Source organism: Chryseobacterium sp. (genome assembly GCF_045629545.1).
Taxonomy (GTDB): Bacteria; Bacteroidota; Bacteroidia; order Flavobacteriales; family Weeksellaceae; genus Chryseobacterium.
The window spans coordinates 15312-34880 of sequence record NZ_JAZQRK010000033.1 but is presented as its reverse complement, the minus strand read 5'-3'; the positions used below and the strand labels follow the sequence as shown (position 1 = coordinate 34880).

The 19569-nt window shown below is 32.5% G+C and carries 23 protein-coding genes, 1 tRNA gene and 2 pseudogenes; 16 read left to right on the top strand and 10 right to left on the bottom strand.

What is annotated here, in order from left to right; all coding sequences use genetic code 11:
• The first annotated feature begins 14 nt into the window (after positions 1–14).
• Genes ACKI42_RS07930 through ACKI42_RS07920 form a run of 3 tightly spaced genes read left to right on the top strand, consistent with a single transcriptional unit; the run spans position 15 to position 2176 of the window.
• Positions 15–770 (top strand): hypothetical protein, encoded by a 756-nt coding sequence (locus ACKI42_RS07930; protein ID WP_407404198.1) that lies wholly within the window; start codon positions 15–17, stop codon positions 768–770.
• 3 nt (positions 771–773) lie between these two features.
• The gene (recF, locus tag ACKI42_RS07925) at positions 774–1877 is read left to right on the top strand and encodes a DNA replication/repair protein RecF (protein WP_407404196.1); all 1104 of its coding nucleotides are present in this window, start codon (positions 774–776) and stop codon (positions 1875–1877) included.
• Between the two features lie 5 nt (positions 1878–1882).
• Complete coding sequence (locus ACKI42_RS07920; protein ID WP_407404194.1) at positions 1883–2176, top strand: hypothetical protein; 294 nt, start codon at positions 1883–1885, stop codon at positions 2174–2176.
• On the opposite strand, the gene ACKI42_RS07915 is transcribed toward ACKI42_RS07920, so the two are convergent.
• The 3 genes from ACKI42_RS07915 to ACKI42_RS07905 are packed head-to-tail and all read right to left on the bottom strand — an operon-like array spanning position 2154 to position 5933.
• Positions 2154–4187 (bottom strand): recombinase, encoded by a 2034-nt coding sequence (locus ACKI42_RS07915; RefSeq protein ID WP_407404192.1) that lies wholly within the window; start codon positions 4185–4187, stop codon positions 2154–2156. The two genes, ACKI42_RS07920 and ACKI42_RS07915, sit on opposite strands and share 23 nt — an antisense overlap.
• A 13-nt stretch (positions 4188–4200) precedes the next feature.
• Entirely contained in the window at positions 4201–4845 is a 645-nt protein-coding gene (gene mtgA, locus ACKI42_RS07910; RefSeq protein WP_407404190.1) for a monofunctional biosynthetic peptidoglycan transglycosylase, read from the bottom strand.
• Positions 4846–4886: 41 nt separating this feature from the next.
• Positions 4887–5933: an ABC transporter substrate-binding protein gene (locus ACKI42_RS07905; protein WP_407404188.1), complete on the bottom strand. Its 1047-nt coding sequence runs from the start codon at positions 5931–5933 to the stop codon at positions 4887–4889.
• Positions 5934–5980: 47 nt separating this feature from the next.
• Here ACKI42_RS07905 and ACKI42_RS07900 point away from each other — a divergent pair.
• The 4 genes and pseudogenes from ACKI42_RS07900 to ACKI42_RS07885 all read left to right on the top strand — a co-directional run.
• Positions 5981–6054: transfer RNA gene (locus tag ACKI42_RS07900), tRNA-Arg, on the top strand.
• Positions 6055–6570: 516 nt separating this feature from the next.
• A complete protein-coding gene (locus ACKI42_RS07895; protein WP_407404186.1) occupies positions 6571–6879 on the top strand; it encodes a phage integrase SAM-like domain-containing protein in 309 nt (102 codons plus the stop codon).
• A 503-nt stretch (positions 6880–7382) separates the two neighbouring features.
• Entirely contained in the window at positions 7383–8024 is a 642-nt protein-coding gene (locus ACKI42_RS07890; RefSeq protein ID WP_407404184.1) for a hypothetical protein, read from the top strand.
• A 135-nt stretch (positions 8025–8159) separates the two neighbouring features.
• A pseudogene (locus ACKI42_RS07885) lies at positions 8160–8243 on the top strand (hypothetical protein); the annotation flags it as partial.
• 1 nt (position 8244) lies between these two features.
• Here ACKI42_RS07885 and ACKI42_RS07880 read toward each other — a convergent pair.
• The 5 genes from ACKI42_RS07880 to ACKI42_RS07860 form a co-directional block, all read right to left on the bottom strand.
• Positions 8245–8526 carry a hypothetical protein gene (locus tag ACKI42_RS07880; protein ID WP_407404317.1) on the bottom strand — a complete coding sequence of 94 codons (282 nt, stop codon included), beginning with the start codon at positions 8524–8526 and terminating at the stop codon, positions 8245–8247.
• A gap of 514 nt (positions 8527–9040) precedes the next feature.
• On the bottom strand, positions 9041–9610 hold the full coding sequence (locus ACKI42_RS07875) for a T9SS type A sorting domain-containing protein (protein WP_407404182.1): 570 nt from the start codon (positions 9608–9610) through the stop codon (positions 9041–9043).
• A 71-nt stretch (positions 9611–9681) separates the two neighbouring features.
• A complete protein-coding gene (locus tag ACKI42_RS07870) occupies positions 9682–10620 on the bottom strand; it encodes a hypothetical protein (RefSeq protein ID WP_407404180.1) in 939 nt (312 codons plus the stop codon).
• 2 nt (positions 10621–10622) lie between these two features.
• Positions 10623–10880: a hypothetical protein gene (locus tag ACKI42_RS07865; RefSeq protein WP_407404178.1), complete on the bottom strand. Its 258-nt coding sequence runs from the start codon at positions 10878–10880 to the stop codon at positions 10623–10625.
• Positions 10881–10898: 18 nt separating this feature from the next.
• A complete protein-coding gene (locus ACKI42_RS07860; protein ID WP_407404176.1) occupies positions 10899–11330 on the bottom strand; it encodes a hypothetical protein in 432 nt (143 codons plus the stop codon).
• Between the two features lie 244 nt (positions 11331–11574).
• Between ACKI42_RS07860 and ACKI42_RS07855 the strand changes: the two are divergent.
• The 9 genes and pseudogenes from ACKI42_RS07855 to ACKI42_RS07815 all read left to right on the top strand — a co-directional run.
• A pseudogene (locus ACKI42_RS07855) lies at positions 11575–11721 on the top strand (RteC domain-containing protein); the annotation flags it as partial.
• 500 nt (positions 11722–12221) lie between these two features.
• Positions 12222–12476, top strand: coding sequence for a hypothetical protein (locus ACKI42_RS07850; protein WP_407404174.1), 255 nt, complete (start codon positions 12222–12224; stop codon positions 12474–12476).
• 106 nt (positions 12477–12582) lie between these two features.
• Positions 12583–12786, top strand: a complete 204-nt coding sequence (locus tag ACKI42_RS07845) for a hypothetical protein (protein ID WP_407404172.1) — start codon at positions 12583–12585, stop codon at positions 12784–12786.
• Positions 12787–13190: 404 nt separating this feature from the next.
• Positions 13191–13697 (top strand): hypothetical protein, encoded by a 507-nt coding sequence (locus ACKI42_RS07840; protein WP_407404170.1) that lies wholly within the window; start codon positions 13191–13193, stop codon positions 13695–13697.
• A 148-nt stretch (positions 13698–13845) separates the two neighbouring features.
• Positions 13846–15192: a hypothetical protein gene (locus ACKI42_RS07835; RefSeq protein ID WP_407404168.1), complete on the top strand. Its 1347-nt coding sequence runs from the start codon at positions 13846–13848 to the stop codon at positions 15190–15192.
• A gap of 8 nt (positions 15193–15200) precedes the next feature.
• The gene (locus ACKI42_RS07830) at positions 15201–15659 is read left to right on the top strand and encodes a T9SS type A sorting domain-containing protein (protein WP_407404166.1); all 459 of its coding nucleotides are present in this window, start codon (positions 15201–15203) and stop codon (positions 15657–15659) included.
• Positions 15660–16282: 623 nt separating this feature from the next.
• The gene (locus tag ACKI42_RS07825) at positions 16283–16867 is read left to right on the top strand and encodes a hypothetical protein (RefSeq protein ID WP_407404164.1); all 585 of its coding nucleotides are present in this window, start codon (positions 16283–16285) and stop codon (positions 16865–16867) included.
• Positions 16868–16951: 84 nt separating this feature from the next.
• A complete protein-coding gene (locus ACKI42_RS07820; protein WP_407404162.1) occupies positions 16952–17665 on the top strand; it encodes an ATP-binding cassette domain-containing protein in 714 nt (237 codons plus the stop codon).
• 32 nt (positions 17666–17697) lie between these two features.
• Complete coding sequence (locus tag ACKI42_RS07815) at positions 17698–18678, top strand: chorismate-binding protein (protein WP_407404160.1); 981 nt, start codon at positions 17698–17700, stop codon at positions 18676–18678.
• Between the two features lie 59 nt (positions 18679–18737).
• On the opposite strand, the gene ACKI42_RS07810 is transcribed toward ACKI42_RS07815, so the two are convergent.
• Complete coding sequence (locus ACKI42_RS07810; protein ID WP_407404158.1) at positions 18738–18935, bottom strand: hypothetical protein; 198 nt, start codon at positions 18933–18935, stop codon at positions 18738–18740.
• A gap of 3 nt (positions 18936–18938) precedes the next feature.
• Complete coding sequence (locus ACKI42_RS07805; protein WP_407404156.1) at positions 18939–19544, bottom strand: MarC family protein; 606 nt, start codon at positions 19542–19544, stop codon at positions 18939–18941.
• Between the last annotated feature and the right edge of the window lie 25 nt (positions 19545–19569).

Sequence of the window (19569 nt, the reverse complement as noted above, 5' to 3'; positions counted from 1 at the left end):
GGTATTTTTACTTAATGAATTGCTTAAAAGTACTAAAAAAATACATCATCGATAGCCAAGTCTATGTGGCAGCTATGGGTACTCTATTTGCCGTATTTTTTATGCTAGAACAAAACACGTTCCGATTGCCGAGTGTACTTCTACTTTTCATTACTTATTTTAGTGGTTATCTCTACACCAAATACCAAGGAAGCAAACATATTTACAGAATATTGGTACTCAATTGTATTGCAGGCATAGCTTGTGTTGTGCTCATCATTCTAAATCATAATCAAGTCCGACTTATCAAGTGGTTTGTGATTGTAGTGCTAGGATTATTATACAACAGCTTTTTTCTAGAAACTTACATTAGAAAGATACCTTTGTTGAAGATTTTCTATGTTGGATTGATTTGGGGATTGATGAATTGCTGGCTCACAATTCCCGAATTTAATTTCGCCATTTTTTTTATAAGTTTTTTCTTTACTACAGCACTTGTTTTGCCTTTTGATATCCGAGATATGAAAACTGATACCATTGCAACTTTCCCCAAGTTAATAGGCAAACAAAACACGAAGTATTTAGCTTATTTCCTGATTTTTATAGCCATGATGATTGCTATATTTTATTTAAAATTATTATTTGCATCTGCTTTCTTTATAGCTTCTATCATCACATTTGTTTTCACCTATTATGCCGACACCAAGCGCAATGACCTCTATTTTTCTTTCGGAATAGAAACATGTTCTGTACTTCCTTTTTTATTTTCAGTAATAATGAAGTATTTTTGACGAATGATTATCAAAACGCTTTCACTTTACAATTTTAAAAATCACGCTGTTCAAAAATTCGAGTTTTCGCCTCAGATTAACTGTTTTGTTGGGAACAATGGAGCAGGGAAAACCAATATTCTGGATGCTTTACATTATTTATCTGTAGGAAAAAGCTTTTTAGGAAATTCTGACCAAAATAATATTAAAAAGGAGGAAGATTTCTTCACTATAAATGCCACAATAGGAACGGAAGACAGTGAAGATTATATAAAAATTACGCAACCACGTGACGGAAAAAAGGTAATAAAAAAAAATGATAAAAGCTATGATAGAATGGCAGATCATGTAGGATATTTACCTAGTGTAATGATATCACCTTATGATTCTAATCTGATTTCTGATGCAGGTGAAAGCAGAAGAAAATTTTTGGATTCTATGATTTGTCAGACCAATTCTGAGTATTTGTATGATCTTATTCAGTACCAAAAAACAATTCAGCAAAGAAATGCTTTGTTGAAATATTTTGCTAAAAATAGAACTTGGGATAGAGACTCTTTAGAAATTTATGATGAACCAGTAACCAAATACGGAACAAGAATTTTTGAAAAAAGAAAAGATTTTATAGAAAAACTAAATCCTATTGTGAAAGGTTTTTATAAAATAATTTCTGGCGGAATGGAATCTGTTTCTGTAAACTACGAATCTCATCTTTTGGAAAATTTTGATGAAAACAATCCAGAAAACACCTTGCGCAATCTCCTTTCTCAAAGTATAGAAAAAGATAGAATGCTTACTTATACTTCTAAAGGAACTCATAAAGATGATTTACTTTTCGAGATGGATTCTGTTTTAATAAAAAAGATAGGATCACAAGGGCAACAGAAATCTTTTTTGATTTCATTAAAATTAGCTCAGATGAATTTGATAAAAGAACTTACTGGTAAAGCTCCAATTTTACTTCTAGATGATATATTTGATAAATTGGATGACAACCGAGTTTCTCAATTGATAAAATTGGTGAACCAAGAAACTTTTGGCCAAATTTTTATCACAGACACCCACAAAGGAAGAACGGAAGAAGTGGTAAAAAACATCAATGAGGAAAGTATTATTTTTGAAATTTAATAAACATGAAAAGGAAAAAACGCGAGTTTCAATCTTCAGAATTGGTACAGTCTTTTGCCAGAATATACGGTTTTGAGGATAAGCTTTTAGCCTTTGAAATAAAAGATTTTTTGCAAGAATATCTAGATGATAGTCTTTTTGCAGAAGTCCAAAGTGTGAATATACAAGACAAAACTATCTTGATAAAAATAAATTCTGCTATGCTAAAAAATGATTTTAGACTCAGGAGAAGTTTTTATCTGAAAAAATTTCAAACTCAATTTGGAGAAGAAAAAATTAATGATCTTCTGATTTTGTAGACATCGATTGATGCATCATATCAGTAATTTTATGATCATATCTGGATCTTAATGGGATAAAAAACTTTAGTGGATATCTTAAAAAATATCTAAATATTTCTTTATAAATATCTCCTACTTCTCCAAAATCCATCTTTCGAGATCTAAATGCAAGAAACATGGATAAACTGAAACTTACCACAAAGTTGAAAAATCCAATTAAAAAAACAGTTAACAAAGCAATCCAAAAAGTATATGAGTCAACAGAAAAATCATTCCCGTATAAGCCCAATGCAAAATTACCTGCAGCAAACGTAATATGACGTATATCCAAGTCAAGACCAAAAAATAAACCAATAGGCGCCGTAGCTCCAAGAAAAACTCCAAACCAGAAGTTCGAAATAATGCCAGCCCAATTTCTCGCATAATACTTAGACAATCTATTGGCAAATTTTGCACCTAAGACTCTTTTTATTAATTGGTTTTTTGCAATGCGGTCTGGAATCTGAAAAAATCTAGAGTTGTTCCCAATATTCCCCGAAATAATACCTGAAATAAATAGATAAAAACCTGCAATACATGCGTGCAATATTGCTTTGGAGTGAATAGGATCTAAATCCTTGAGCAACTTATCTGATTTTTCAACCGCTAGATTTTGAGAGAAAAATACATCTAATCCATAGATAATTGCTAAGGCGATAGGAAAAGATAGCAGTACATTACCAACAAAGGCTATAAACTGGCTTCTAAAAAGTTTGGAAACCAAATCAGCAAATTCGGTATAGTTTCTTGTATTATTACCCTGCTCAGAAAGCACTTTTGTCATAGTAGCTGCCGTCATAGCAGGTTGTTTGGTAGCCAACGTGAAGCCCATGAGGTAAATCATCACAAAGCCCATGGCGTAGTTTAGAGAATATAAAAAAGCATGGAAAAAATCACTACCAGGCATAAAACCATACATCATCTTTAAGACACATAATGCTCCTACAATAATACCACCACCGCTGGCTTTATAGAACATATCCATGTACTCTTTTCGGTTGGAGGTAATGTAGTGCGTTCCGGTTTCGGCGGTATGATTGGTAATAAGATGAGAAATCATCCTAGTACTATCATTGAAAAGCTCTGAGATATTATTTTTATGTGATTTGTATCCTAGGATATTGAATATCAATTTTTTAGAATTATTCACCACATCTTCATCAGAGTCTATTACTAATAGTTGCACGATGTCAAATATTCTTTTGGTTTGCTGACGAATCTTCAGTAGAGATTGATTGATCTTACCTGATATGCCGTACTTAGAAGAATTCTTGAAAGCTATACTTACAAAATAAAGACACTGTTCTATGTATATTTTTATCTGTTTGTATTGGCTATCTTTGGAATGGAGATTGATTTCAGTGTTGTTTTTAAAATCTTCAGCCAATGATTCTAGCTCATTTTGAAGCGCTAAAAAAGGGTTATCGAAATTTCTATATTCGGGAGCCATTCTCACTACTTCTACATCCAAAGCCATCCCTGTTACGCGCCATGATAGGATGTTCATAGAAAAGATAAGTTCTCTTTTAACATTGGTATTTTGTATAAAATTGGATACCTCTAGAATTTCTAAAAATTCATTAAACTCATTTTCGGGGATATTATGGAGAAATTCTAAATCTTTTTTTGGTCTAAAACTTATGTTATCAATAAGATACCACACCGTTTTTTCATTTTCTACGGGTGGTAATATTTTGTTTAGAATTCTTTTTTTCAGTTCAGGAAAAAATGCATTTTCTGATAGAATATTAGCTTCAGTAAGTGATAAATTGAAAGGTCTACCTTTAAATATTTTGTGAACGTAATATTTAAAGTTTTCAGCTATATCTTTATTAGCCTTTAAATAATTAAGGACAGCTGTAAAATCTGACTTTTTAATACTTTCCAGAAATTCTGCAAAGGGTTCCAAAGAAAGTGTTTCATTCTTATAAGAGAAATACCTTTTAAGAACGGTTTCAAAATTTTTTGTGCTTGAGCTGAGAAATTTCATTACTACAAAGATACTATTTCAAACTTACATTTTTCATTTGTCTCATAATCCAATTGTGTTTCTTTTTTAGATATGCAGAAGGATTTTTGGGATCATATTTTTTGGGGTTTGGTAATACGGCCGCTATCCATGCCGCTTCAGAAGAAGAAAGATCTTTAGATGACTTAGAAAAATAGTAGTTCGCAGCAGCTTCTACACCGAAAACACCCTGTCCCATTTCGATAGAATTAAGATATCTCTCTAAGATAATATCCTTACTCCAAGCTTTTTCTATGATAAAAGTATATCCAGCTTCTAGCCCTTTTCTCAGCCAACTTCTACCTTGCCACAGAAAAACATTTTTCGCAGTTTGCTGAGAAATTGTACTTCCACCACGCAATGATTTTCCTTTTTCATTGTTTTTCATGGCTTTTTCAATTTCATTAAAATCGAAGCCATTATGGTTAAAAAACTTTTGATCTTCTGAAGCGATGATTGCTTTCTTTACATTATTTCCCATTTCGTCATAAGAAATATAGTCGCGTTGCAATTTTCCGTATTCAAAAAGTCCACCTATCTGTGTAAGAGTAATGGGAGGATTGAAAAATCTTCCCCAAATTATAAATACTACATTGATCACTAAAATGATAAACATCAGTTGCTTTATTTTTTTCCACATACGTTAAAAACCTTGTGCAAAAGTAAAGAAAATTGTGGCAATTATAGTAACTCTTTCATGTAAGTAAGCGTGTAATTGGGCAGAAGTTCTGGGTGAAAAATTTTCACATAATCTTTCAGTACTAAATCCGCTCTTACCACTCCGCTGCAGAAAAAATCATTTGCTTTATCTTTTTCTTTAGCCGAAATACTGTATATTTTTCCAGATTTGAATACGGATAATTTATTATAAAAAGGATTAATGGCTAATAGATCATTCTTACTCTTGTGATTTCCCGCATTAACCCAAAAATTCACATCATAAGAAGTAGCAAAAACCTGTTCGAAACTCATTGTTACACTCTTACTATTTTGGTTATTTTGCAATACATATTGTGCATTGGCATCTGAAATAAAATGAGCTACAGAAGTTGCACCACCAGGCAGATACCAAATATCGCCGTACATTTCGTTAGCCAATACTTTAGGTTTTGAAGAAGATCGAGAAGCTAGGATTTTTATTTGTTGATAGTTTTTTGCAATCTCTTCATACTTTGAATTTGCTATTTCGTCCAATCCTAGCAAATTTCCAAATAGTTTCAGATATGCCGTTTTTTCTAAAGGCAATTGCTCTGTATATTCGTCTAGAAATAGTACATCTATTCCATTATTCTTTAGTACTTGATACGTATTATCAAAACTTGCTATATAATTAGATAACACAGCATCGGGTTTCAAAGAAATAATTTTTTCAACATCAAATTTCTGTTCATTACCCACATTCTGTATTTTACCTTTCGCAATAAGTGCATTTATTTTTTCAGAATAGATATACTCCGGGCTAGATACCCCTACTATTCTATCTTCTGCATTTAGCTCCTCAATATAGCCAAGTAAACTTGCATTAAGAACTACTATTTTTTCGAATGGAATTTTGTTTTTATTCAATTGATATTGAAATTTCCCCGAACTTATCTTAATAATATTCTGCTGTTCTTCAAATTTTAAATTTTGGGACAAAGAGACTTCATTCGTAGACGAAATTTTAGTCTCTTGTTTACAGCCAATTACGGCTAAAAGTAAAAATATTACTATTTTTTTTGCTTTCATATTTCAAAGAACGGAAAAAAGTGCTATATTTGCAAACCGATAAACAAGGCCTCGTGGCGCAACTGAATAGCGCATCTGATTACGGCTCAGAAGGTTACAGGTTTGAATCCTGTCGAGGTCACTAAGCGAAATTATTAGAAATAGTAAAAATCGCATAAACATAGGAGTAATAAACATTTACGGCTTTTAAGGAGTAATCCAACATCGCATCAAAATGTCTATTATTCCTTTTTTTGTCACTAATTTTGTCACCAACAATTTTTTTAGTGACAGTTTTTGCCCAATTATAATTTAATCATTAAATTATGCTTGGACAACTACCCTACACAACGCACTTTCGTAGCTCTAAATCTATTATCAAAGCTATGAAGTATTCTTTTTTTTCAAAATAGACTACAAAAATAAGGATGGGAAATTTCCATTGGACATTATTCTATGGATACACTGACAGCGAAAAAGAATTCCAGTGGAGACTTTTCTTAAAAAAACAGATAGGGACCGGAAAAAGCAAGTTGTAAAATCTGTGGAGCTCTCAGATTTCAATCTTCTCATTAATGAGATCATAACGTAGATAAACAAAGTAGAGATACAATTTCACCTAAACAACCAAACTTTGACCGTTGAAAAATGTGTTGAAATGATAACGCGACCTGATTTGTCCGTAAATTTTGTTGCATTTATGGAGTACGAGATGAATTTGAAATCTATGGAATCTGGTACTGTTCGAAATCACAAAGCAATTCTCTCCAAACTTAAAAAGTATCAATCTGTAATATTGTTTGCCAAAATTAATGATCTATTTATTCAGAATTACAGAAAATATCTCTTCTTCAAAGAATCCAATGCAGAAGTGACGGTTTATAGCAATATAAAAGTGGTGAAGCATTATATCAAATTGGCTAAAAACACGTGGCTATATTGTCTATATATATATAGAAGATATTAAAATCAGACAGCATAGATCGCACAGGACCAATTTATCATTAGAAGAAGTTTCCAAAATGAGCCAATATTATTTTCTGAGTTTATTTCTGAGTCTCACAAAAAAACATTAGGCAATTTTCTATTTGATTGCGTGACTGGACAAAGAATTGAAGATCTTCTAAAAATGAAAAGAGAGCAATTGACTGATGAATTATACAATTTTTGGAATCAAAAATCCAAAAAGCAACAATTTCTAATGACCAATGAAACCTAATTGAATGTACAAACAATATTGGAAGCTTAAGGTCCTTTGATTGCCAATTTGAATAAATTTGTAGCGCTAGAATATCTCATTCACTCTGGTAGTTGTAATAAAAATGTAAGAAATAATTTTAATTTTTTTTATTAGTACATGACAAAAAATACAACCTGTTAAAAATCAGGTAATTAAGTATTATGGAATTTTAGATAAACGAATGATATTCAGCAACTTAGCAGATGTTTTCTAGGCAATCAACTAAGCACATGAATACCAGTCAAGAATATAAAAGTAAAGATTGCAGTTCAGCTTTAGGACAAAATTTTGAACAAAAAATTAATAAAGCCAGATTGAATCTCATTTCTATGATGATTTTGGCTTTGTATAAAGTGAGAATGGTAAATTACATGGATTTGGCCAATGTTTTTGACAGCAGTGCCAATGCAGAAAGTTCGATGCGAAGAATACAGTGTTATATGGCAGATTTTGACTTGCCTATGATACTTGTTTCTAGCTTCATATTTGAGATTTTGCCCGAGAAAAAGAACCTTGTATTTGTCTTGGATAGGACGAATTTGAAGTTTGGAGAAGCAAACATCAACATTCTGATGCTTAGGATTTGCTATAAAAATAATGCCATCCCGATCATGTTTACAATGCTGGATAAAAGAGGAAATTCTGATACGGTTGAAAGAATTGAATTTATACGGCAGTTTATAAACTGGTTTGGAAATGACTGCATCGATTGTTTGCTCGCAGACAGGGAGCTTGTGGGACCTATTTGGTTGGAATATCTGACCCAAAACAAAATTAAATATCACATTCGGCTTAGGGATATCTTTAAAGTTTCTTGTTTTGATAAGAATGAAGAAAAACCTGTTTTTCGGCTATTTAATAAGTTACAATAAGGAGAATTTTATCATCATCCTAATATCGTAAGAATCAATGGTATAAAGTGTTATGTTTTCGGAATTAAAAATTATGACCGACAGGGAAAATTAGATTTTCTGATTTTAGTTTCCTTTAATAAGCCTGAGAAATCTTTGGAATATTACAAGAAAAGATGGCAGATTGAGATATCATTGAAGGCTTTTAAGAGTGGTGGATTCAATATCGAAAACAATCACGTTACAGACCAAAAGAGACTGGTAAAGTTGTTTTTGATTGTAATGATCGCCTTAGTTTGGTGTTATAAAACTGGAGATTATGTGGAGGAATAATGCCTTTCGGCTTCAAAAAATCCTTGTCCTTTCTATTTTTAATGTTGAGGGTTTTGGATAATCTCTGCGCTTCTCTTACGGTCAAAGGATGTGCATTTATTGGATTTCCGTTTTTATCCATATCAAAATATTCCACATAAGCATCGGTATTCCCGCTTTCATTTTGATAAAAAACCAAAACTCCTTTCATAAAAATTGTAGTAGTAAAAATCTAAATTCAGATAGAAGTTTGACAGTACTTAAAAAAAAAAATTGAAGAACAATAGATCATCGAATCATTGATTTATCACTCTGACCTAGAATTGTAATAGTATTATAACAAATGTTACAGAATCTTAGATAAACATCAGTTGAAATGCAATATGATACAGAATTCAGACCCTCGTGAATTAAGCAATCTCGAATTTATAAAAAAACCATATACAGAAGCGGATGATATTTTTAATCAAGAATTTGAAATTGAAACCTCATTTAGAAGAATAATCGTGGGTGAATCCATAGAGATTTATAACGAACTGGAGAAACACTTTTCCAATAGCTCCCTTTTATCCCAAAGTAAATTCATTATAAATCGCCAATCAAAATGAAAACCTATAAAAACGAAAACCAAAGCAAAAACGATTTTGCTTTGGTTTAATTATTTATTTCTGTTCAATAATAATTAAATTCTTATTGAATTTCTTGGACAAGTCAAGCACTTCAATTTATTTTTTCACAATCATTTTAAAGTTTTTGACGTCTTTGTATTTCTGCCCATTGATTTGCAGAAAATAGACTCCTGGTGTCAGCTGATCCTGAAGTCTTATTTCTACAGTTTCTTGTTTAGGCAAGTTTTGTTTATAAATGAGTCTGCCCGATGCGTCAGAAATACTTAATTGAGTGTCTTCCTTACCCAATTTTTTTCCTTTTAAGCTGAAGTTGCCGTTATTTGGGTTGTCAAGTAGAACTAAATCTATTAATTGAAGTGGTTCAGTTGTAGAAAGTTCACCTTTATAACTAAAACGCGCAAGAAATCCTGTACTACGTCCTCCTAAATCTGCTGGTAATTGGGGCTGCCAAGCTCCTGTAGAAGCAATTCCAGTGGCTGCACCAGTGCCACCAAATAAATAAAATGTTGAATGATCAGGAGCAATTATATTAATGCTTCGATATTGCTGACCAAGCTGGTATTGAGATCCACCATAATAGGAGCTCCATTTTAGGTTTCCTAAAAAATCAAACTGCGCAAAGAAAAAATTCACACTGTTGCCACCATTTGCTGGAGGGGTTTCCAAGAACGCCCCAGGAGTTACTATGTTAGATCCTGTACCAAGTATGCTACCCGCTATAAAAACACCATGAGCGGTTAAAGCAATTGGGTTCGTCGTATTAAGCTCTTCTCATATCCATCACTTCCAAAATACGTTCCCCAAACCCGATTTCCTGTGAAATTTAATTTCGTAAGGAAATAATCACTGCCACCAGTTACCTGAGTTTTATACGCACCAGGCGTAGCGAAATATGATGCACCGGGATCAAAATCCATACCTGATATGTAAATTCCTGTTGCGTTCACTTTTACACCAATACCTACCCCGTATGACTGACCGGAGCCATTGTAAGTGCCCCACGCTCGACTTCCTGTTTGAGTATTAAGAACCGTTACAGAACTACCTCCAGTATTTGTTTGCCAGGTATTAGAAGTAGCAAGTTGAGGAATGTTTATATCCAAGTCCGGTCCCCCAATAATAAATAATTGCTGGTTGTAATAGTCTATTGCAAAATTGCTGCTGCCAACAGTGGGAATGTATGTCCCCCAAAGCAATTGCCCCTGTAATCCCAGTTTCACCACATAAGCATTGGGTTGAATAACTCCACTAACGTATTTTGTTTGATAATTTTGCATAAAACTACCTAGTGTACCTATTCCTTGTTGCAAAAATGTATTACTGTACACGAATACGTTTCCATTCTCATCAGAAGCTACAGAATTTAATTTACTGGCAATATTGGGCAAAAAGGTCTTCCAAACAATATTACCACTGTTGTTTTTTTTAATGAGCAGTTGGTGAGATATATTATTTCCTGTAGAAATAATAGGATCAGTTGAAAACCATGTGTTGGGAGTAGCTGGATCAGTAATGGCATCAAGCTTTTCTTTAATATAATAATAATTTCCAATTACATCAATATGTACCAAATGTTCTTCAGTACTACTGACAGAAGAATGACCAGTGTATTCTGATGTTAGCAAACTGCCATTACTATCAAACTTCGTCTGAATAAGGTTTCCAATAACATTCATTACTACACCTTGCCCACCGGGTGTGTAAGATATTGATTATAGTAGCTTGCACTCACACCGTTATTCATATCTATCTGTCCAAGTAAGTGAAGATTGTTTTGAGGGTCAACTATGAAACCACCATTTGCTGTATGAACATCAAAAATATTTCCTGCAGGTCCGTAATAAGTTCCCCAAGTTCTTTCGTAATCAAAAGCTTGAGAAAATATTGGATGAAGAGATAGATAGAAAAGTAGAATAAAAGCTAATTTTTTCAACATAACGTAGATTTTATTTATTTAAATAATTGTAAAAAGAAAATTATTATCGATATAAAAAGATTCTGCCTCGATATTTATATCACTATCATATAAAGGATATTGCTCACAGTTTCCCACTGCAGTATTAACAGCGAAACCAGCGTTAACACTGATATTATCCCAATATTCAACAATCATTCCTGTCCATATTGTTTGTGTTGCATAGATACCATTTAATACGGTGTTAGTTGAGGCGATTGGAAATGGTGCTGTAGTAGCAGAACCTGTTACATACCAAGTACTAATCGGGATGGTGGTTAAGTGAGAATTGTACATACCCGCTTCTAATATTATTGTTTTAGCGCCAGGGAATAAAAGGTCAATTCCCTCATCGCTTAATTGTTTATTAACGTCAACGAATTTCCCTTTGCTTTTGGCAATACTTTTCAATACACTATCAAATCTCTGCATCCCGTCACTATTTGAAGATTCAACGGTTTGAATAGATTCCGTACTATGCCTCTGCTCATTTTGGCAACCGATTGTCAAAAAGCTGAATAAAGCTATACAAATAATTTTCTCATATTTTTCTAATTTTGTTTAATAATTTAGTCATGGTGTAAATAATTTAGGTATCAATTTAGAAAAAAAAACCACATATCATTGAAAAAATTATAAAAAATTAACACAATGTTTATAATTTCAATTACAAAATGCTTTTAATAATAGTAATATTGACGTTAGATTAGTAGCAAGGCATTTTGAAAATACTTTCAATGTTAACCTCGGCGATTTTTATCACATTTATGTAGAGCTACAAAATAGTAAGGTAAACAGAATAGAATTCCTTGAATTTCTATGAGAAGGGCTTATTAAGATAATGGACGAACAGGATGATAAATAATAATCACATAGCCTTTAATTTTTTTACCTCCGTCAAAGCCATTGAGTGAACGGTTGTTTCCGTAACGAACATTTTGACGGTCCATAGTTCGCAAACTTGCCTCGGATTTCTGATCTCTGTTTCTTCATACTTTCTCTCTTAATTTTGATAATAACAAATTGAAAATCTCCAGATTTGACCAATTAGAATAATAGTAATAAACCAATTGCCACTTTGGAAAATCATGAGGTAAAAATAATTATTGACAGACTGTTTTCACGAAATAACTAATAGCATTTCAAATCACAATCAAATCATATTTTCTTTTTCTGTCATCAAAATCTAATGTTTTTTACATTTAGTTAGGGTTAAGTCCGTTGGATACAATGACGTTTTTTGTTTTGCAACTCTACAATGACATTTTTTTTCGGAATTAAAGCCAAGATTTGTTTGATAAAACATAAAAGGACAAAGCACCTATGATTGATTTCTCATTTTCGCCTACTAAAAATGGAATTTTAGTAAAAAAGCATAATACAAATTCTATGGAACAAAGTATTATCGCAACAAGAACTCGTTCAGAGTTGGAGAATTTCTATATAAAAAATAGTAATATCTCTGAAAAATTAGTTCTAAAGAATAAAAAATGGTTTACAAAATTATTGTGCATTATTGCTATTTCTCAAAATCAATATAAACGTATATTTATTAATTATCAGCTATTACTTGTGTAAAAAAAATAACAATAACACACTTAAACCTATTAAATTATTTCTAATAATTTTATTGTTGTTTACAATTTTCTTTTTACATTTTACAAAATTTTTCATACAAAAAAAGTTGCGACACAGTAATATTCCGGCGGAATCTGATTGTAATTTCGCTTTTTCTCAAGGTAGATTTTGGGTAGATAATCATGATAATTTGCATATCCGTACTTCGGTAATTATTAATACTGATTTAAGTTCTGCTTATTATAATCAATATGTAATTTCTTTAGGACAAAACATGAACACATGTATGCCTTCTGCAACTCACTCTTGAAAATTTTCTGAAATTGGAAATTTATTTTCTACTGATCTCCTAGAGGGAACAAGTTTTAACAATTTACAATACATTCTAATCCATAATGATCGTAACGGAAAAGTTATCATCTTAAAGTTGCACGACATATTCTTTCAGATGCTACCACACAAAATATATAGATTTACTGGAAGAGATGTTATCGAAAAAGGTCTTAAGATTTATCAACAGTCTTTTTTTTTATTATATACAACAGTTCGAACTACTTTAATAAATTTTTAACACACAATACAAATCCTCGTATGAAAAAACTCATTTTTGTTTTCATTATGTCGGGCACTATGGTTGCCTGTCAAAATGATGAAAAAGTTTCTTCTCTACAAGAAGAATCTATTAGGACAACCTCTTTAAAATATTGAATCATTATGAAAAATTTATTGTTTTTCTTTTTAGCCTTTTCATCTCTTTACCCATCGCAAAGTTTTGATTATGAAAGAACCTATGGCACCTACTATAGGCCTGCAGTCACGGAGCTTAGAGGCCCTGATAATATGGGATATGTATATTTTAATCCTTCGCTCCCTAATAATATCTACGTTAATGGGAATGTTGTTTTTGGATACGCTAGCTTAACGGATGCTCAGTATAATCAATATGTAGTCAACAGTACCAATTATGTAGAAAGTAGTAATTTATTCAACACACTACACGGAGTTTTCAACAGTACCGGCAACGCAGTACTTAGCGAATACTTGTCTCCTAATGATATCAACGATGAGTATCAGTGGGCGTTTGACGGAATTGGTAATGGAATTTATACCAAAAAATATAATGCAACAGCAGATGCCGCAAGCAGTAATGTGTGGTTTACTTCTAACCCCAACAATACCTCTTCTACAGAAACGAAAATGCTGTTAAAGTTACAGGCATAGGTTTACCAAATGGTGGATTTTCAATAGGTGGCATAGGATGTGGTACTTCCAATGTATTTGTTCCTACTGTTGGAGATACAGCTCCTTATCCTATCTATGGTGAATGGTTTACAGTCGGCGGTGCAACATACTTTATAATTCAATAAAGATGAGGAATTCTTTTTACTACATTCTAGTATTTTGTGCAGGATTATATTCTGCACAAGTTTCTCAGGTCTATGAAAGAAGCTGGGGAACTTATTATGGGGGAGTTCATACCAACGGAATTACGGGATCCACCAATTATAAAGCAATAGAAGATAATGACGGTAATCTTATTATTGACAAAGAATATAATAGTAGCACGAATACCAGTTATTACAATCAATTTATCACTTCAGGCATGCAGGGATTCACTCCCGGCATAAGCAATCGCCTGGAAGGGAAGTTGAATAATAATGGTTCTTTGCTCTATTCAAAATATACAATTCCCAGTACTACATTAGGCACATCCGAAAGTGAAAAAATAATGTATCGTGATCAGGATGGAAGTTATTATGTAAACGAATATAAAAATATACTCAATGCTTCCGCAAGTGCGGGAGTTTGGTTTACCAATCCGATAGTAGAAGATCTACAGAACAACAGAACATCACTTTTAGCAAAGTATGACGCTAACGGTGTTTTTCTATGGAGAACCTTTATTCCTGCAGGCATTTCAGATCTAAGCTTTACAACAGACGATGCCGGAAATATATACTTCTCCGGACTTACCCATAAACTAGACTTAGCTGATACGGGAAGTTACCAAAGCAATTTTGTACTAGATTACATAAATGGAAACCCTAGACCAAACGCCTATCTCGTAAAACTAAATTCTTCGGGACAAAAAATATGGTCAACCTATTATCCCGCTGAACGAATATTATCACTTGATGAATATAATGGTGATCTGTACCTCGTTACCACTTCAGATTTTTTAGGTACCAATATGCAACTTGCCACCAATGGTACATTTCAGCAAACAAAAGCGCTCAGTGCTATTTCGAGATTTAATGCCAATACTGGCGAAAGAATCTGGGGTACTTATTATGGAACCTCTGATAATTATGGTAGCATCAGCGAGATAAAAGTAACAGAAACCGGGATTTACACATTAGGTTTGTCATTTGAAATTTATTCACCTAATAATACCAACTATTTTGCAACCCCAGGAGCGTATCAGGCGCAGCCAATGGGGAGTGAGGATATTGTAATAAGTAAATTTAATTTTTCTGGACAGCGAGTTTGGAGTACCTACTTTGGAGGTACAGAATCAGACGCATTCTCTGGTCTGGATGTAAAAGGCAGCAAAATATTGATTTCAGGGGGAACATCCAGTCAGAATATTGCCAGCGCAAATGCTTTTGTCAACGTAAAGCCCAACCTGAGTATACCTGACCTATTTTTTGCAATGTTTAATACATCTGGAGAATTGGTTGTCTCTTCTTATTATGGAGCTACTACGTTTCTTTAGGTGTATTCTTGGGTGGGTCTGTTACATCCTTTTTCTCAAAAAATTCAGACTCATTCTACCTGGCTGGAGTTACTGCAAACCACAACGGGTTCTCTACAGAAGGAGCACTTCAACCCGCAATCATACCAATAGCAGGACCAAGCAGTTCAGACTATACTTTTTTTATTGCTAAGTTTACCTCCGCAAACCTTTCAACCTCAGAAAGTACAAAGGCTGATCAAATTAAGCTTTTTAATAACCCGAATAACGGGAATTTCTATATCACTGGAGATGTATTAAGCACCGCAAATTACGAAATCCATCTTTTTGACATTTCCGGAAAACTAATCTATAAAGAAGACTTACATAAAGGTAAAATTCACCAATTCTTATTAGAAAATCTGCTTGTATCCGGAGCTTATGTTCTCAACTTATCTTCAGGTACTGGGGAAGCATTAAAAACATTTAAACTCATTGTAAAGAAATAAAAATTTCTCCAAACATCTATTACTAACCTAAACCAAATCTAGAATCATCTAAATATAATAGAAAACTGTGCTAAAATAGCAGAAAAAGAAGGTGTAGCGCAAAGACAAGCTCACAAAAAGTAAGCAAACAATTATTGAGAAATCCCTGTTTTGGATACCATCCAAAAAGGCAAAAGGAAGCGAAAATCGCGAGGAAAAACTCAGGACAATTGTAAAGAAAATTACTTTAAACTATTTTGAAATACAATGAATAAGTTTTTAAAAATTGAGCATGAAATATTTCGATATTCTTGGATAATGGATTTAAGACAAACAGAGCTAAAGAGATACTTACCATTTCAATAAAAAATTGTGATCGATTTTTACAGTTATATTGTAAATAGATAGACTAAAATTAATTACTTGATGAAAAACAGTTTTTGTCATTCATGCTTCATTCGGCTCAATCCAACCAAATCATTTATAAAAGTGTTTGAAGATAAGCTCGTCTTGGTCACAAAACCGGATTTTTAAGCTGTTTTTTTGTTTTATAAATTTATTATTCTAATTTTGCGCAGATATTAGATTTACGATGGTATTGTTTTTGCTTCCGCCATTGTTAATATTAAATTTAAACCAAATACATGAAAAAAATAATTCTACTATTTACATGCATGTTTAGTTTGTCTGTTTTTTCCCAAATTAAAGTTTTGAAAAACGAAACTTTAGTTGAAATAGGTAAAGAAAACGCTGTAGGTCTATATAAAAAAGACAATAAGTATACCTTCAACTATCAAGATCTTAATACAGCCAATCTTAACACATTCAGATCATTTTCTTTTTTAGATATGAATGGTGATGTATTAGATTTATATAAATTAATTACTGATGGTTTTATCGATCAGCCATCTGGTAATATTACTCTGGAACTCCCTAATGATATTATAGAACTTCATTTTGAGAAAAATTATGGACAACCCACAGTACAATTTATCCAATTTATTAATAAAAATAAAAAATACGTTGGTAAATCTCAATTTCTTAATAAGAAGCAAGTTGATAAAATATTTGGGATAGGCACAGGTAAAGCGACACTTTACACCCAGCCAAAATACAGGTCTACTCCTACCGCAAATACGACTACAGTTCGAAATACTGTGCTCGAAACACCAACACAGCCTGCTGTGCAACCAGTGAAAACTGTAAAGAAAAAATACAAAAGAAAATAATACATTTATTTTTAATAATATATAACTCATTCTTCCTGAATGAGTTTTTTTATTTTATTTTTGTATAACGATACTTTATACATTATGTCTCTTGAAATAACTCATCTAACTAAGAAATTTGCAGACCAAACTGCACTCAATAATATTTCAATTTCAATTAATTCAAATGAAATAATAGGACTGCTTGGTCCAAATGGTGCAGGAAAATCCACCTTAATGAAATCGATAGTAGGATCTATAAAAATAGATGAAGGTAGCATATTCTTTAATGGAAAAGATATTACTGTTGATGAAATAGAAAGCAGGAAAAAAATAGGTTTTCTCCCAGAAAACAATCCTTTGTATCTAGAAATGTATGTAAAAGAATATCTACAGTTTGTAGCTAACATTCATAAAATATCAGAATCAAGAGTAAGCGATGTAATAGAACTTGTAGGTATAACACCAGAAAAATCTAAAAAAATAGGACAATTATCCAAAGGCTACAAACAAAGAATCGGTCTTGCCCAAGCCATCCTACATCAGCCTGACTTGCTAATTCTAGATGAACCGACAAATGGTTTGGATCCTAACCAAATTATTGAAATAAGGAACGTTATTAAAGAAATTGGTAAAGAAAAAACTATCTTACTTTCTACTCACATTATGCAAGAGGTAGAAGCTTTGTGTACGAGAGTGATTCTTATCCATAAAGGAAATATTCTACAAGATTGTAAAATTGAAGAGTTCAAAGGAAAATTCGGAAGTTTGGAAGAAGCCTTTACACATTATACTCAATCTGAAGTTGTAAAATCTTAAATTCTATTATTAAACGTCTTGATTATATTTAAATGATTTATTTTAAATTTCCCTTCAACAACACACTTTTCACAGTAGAAAAAAATGGATTAACAAAAGAAAATCTAGTTGTTTTTCATTCATTCGACAACCAAAAGAGTATAGAATTTAATGGTAAAATAGCTGAAGTTGATGAATCAAATATCGCCTTGAATTTGGAAAATACTCGTCAGTTTTCTGATGACAGAACAGGATATATTCCAGAAACCAAGCAAGAATATCTTCAAAGTTTATCTCATGTTATTTCTATTATTAAAGAAAAAAAACTTCCAAAATTGGTTCTTTCCAGAAGAAAAATAATAGACTATGATGGGGTAATAGACCTTAACGAAAGCTTCAATAATCTTTGCAAAACGTATCCTAATGCTTTTAAATATGTATTTAAAAAAGATGAGGTTTCTTGGATAGGTGCTTTTTCTGAAGTTTTAGGAAAATACAATAAAAAAACTTCAGAGTTTGAAACCATGAGCCTTGCCGGAACTTTGCCTGTGGAAGAAGCATGGAGCACAAAAGAGATTGAAGAACAAAAGCCAGTTTCCACCTACATTAGAAATATTTTAACTCAATATAATACTGCAGAAAAATTATATGAATCTGAAACGTATGATCATATTTCGGGAAATATTAAACATTTAAAAACCGATTTTAAAGCAAAGATTAATGCAGAAGATTTAGAAACAGTAATTCAGGCATTGCATCCTACACCTGCCGTTTGTGGAATTCCAAAAGATTTTTGTTTTAATGAAATTCAAAAAGTTGAAAAGTTTCCTAGAGAATTGTACGCTGGTTACATTAAGATAGAAACCGAAGACATGGTTTATTACTTCGTGAATCTACGATGTGCAAGATTATATAGAAATAAAGTGCATCTGTTTGTTGGCGGAGGAATAACTGCGGAAAGCAATATTGAAAAAGAATGGCAAGAAACAGAGTTAAAATCTGAAGCAATACTGCAAAATCTTTCATTCGCGTAAAGTGCATTAAAAAAGCCGTTCAAACTAAATTGAACGGCTTTATAATTTTTCAACTCAAATTATTTAGTTTTCACTCCTATTTTACTCCACGTATTTAATACAAAAAGTAAGGCCACCCCAATTACACCAAAAGCAATTGAGAATATGAATTTTTGGTTATCTTCTGACAAGAAATCACCATTCCAGTCGAATGCATATAGATTAATAGCGATAATAACTATAAACAAGATTAAAAATACTTTATAAAACTTCTTCATGATCTAAAAATTAATATAGTTTTGCACCAATTGTGCAAAGTTGGCTGTAAACAATTTAATTGAAATTGCGAGTAGGATAATCCCGAAAACTTTTTGCAGAACAGATAGCGTTGCCTCTCCCATTTTTTTCTCCAACCATGGCGCAGATTTCAACACCAAATATACGAAAATTGTATTGAGAACAATCCCCAAAATAATATTGATGTCATGAAATTCTGCCCTCAAGGATAATGTTGTAGTAAGAGTTCCGGCACCAGCAATTAGTGGAAAAGCAATAGGGACAATGGATGCAGACTTCGCCTCCGTAGTTTTATTGATCTCAATCCCCAAAATCATCTCCAGGGCTATGATAAAAATCACAAAAGCACCTGCGATTGCAAAGGAATTTACATCAACTCCTATAAAACTCAAAATTTGTTTCCCTACAAAGAGAAAAACAATCATTATAAGACCTGCTGTGATGGACGCTCTTTTTGCTTCAATTTGACCGAACTTCTGCTTTAAACTCACAATAATAGGGATGGATCCTATAATGTCTATTACAGCAAACAGCACCATAAAACAAGTTACCGTTTCTTTCCACGAAAATTCTTGCAGGGTTTCTATCATTTCTAAAAAAATTATTAATTTCGCA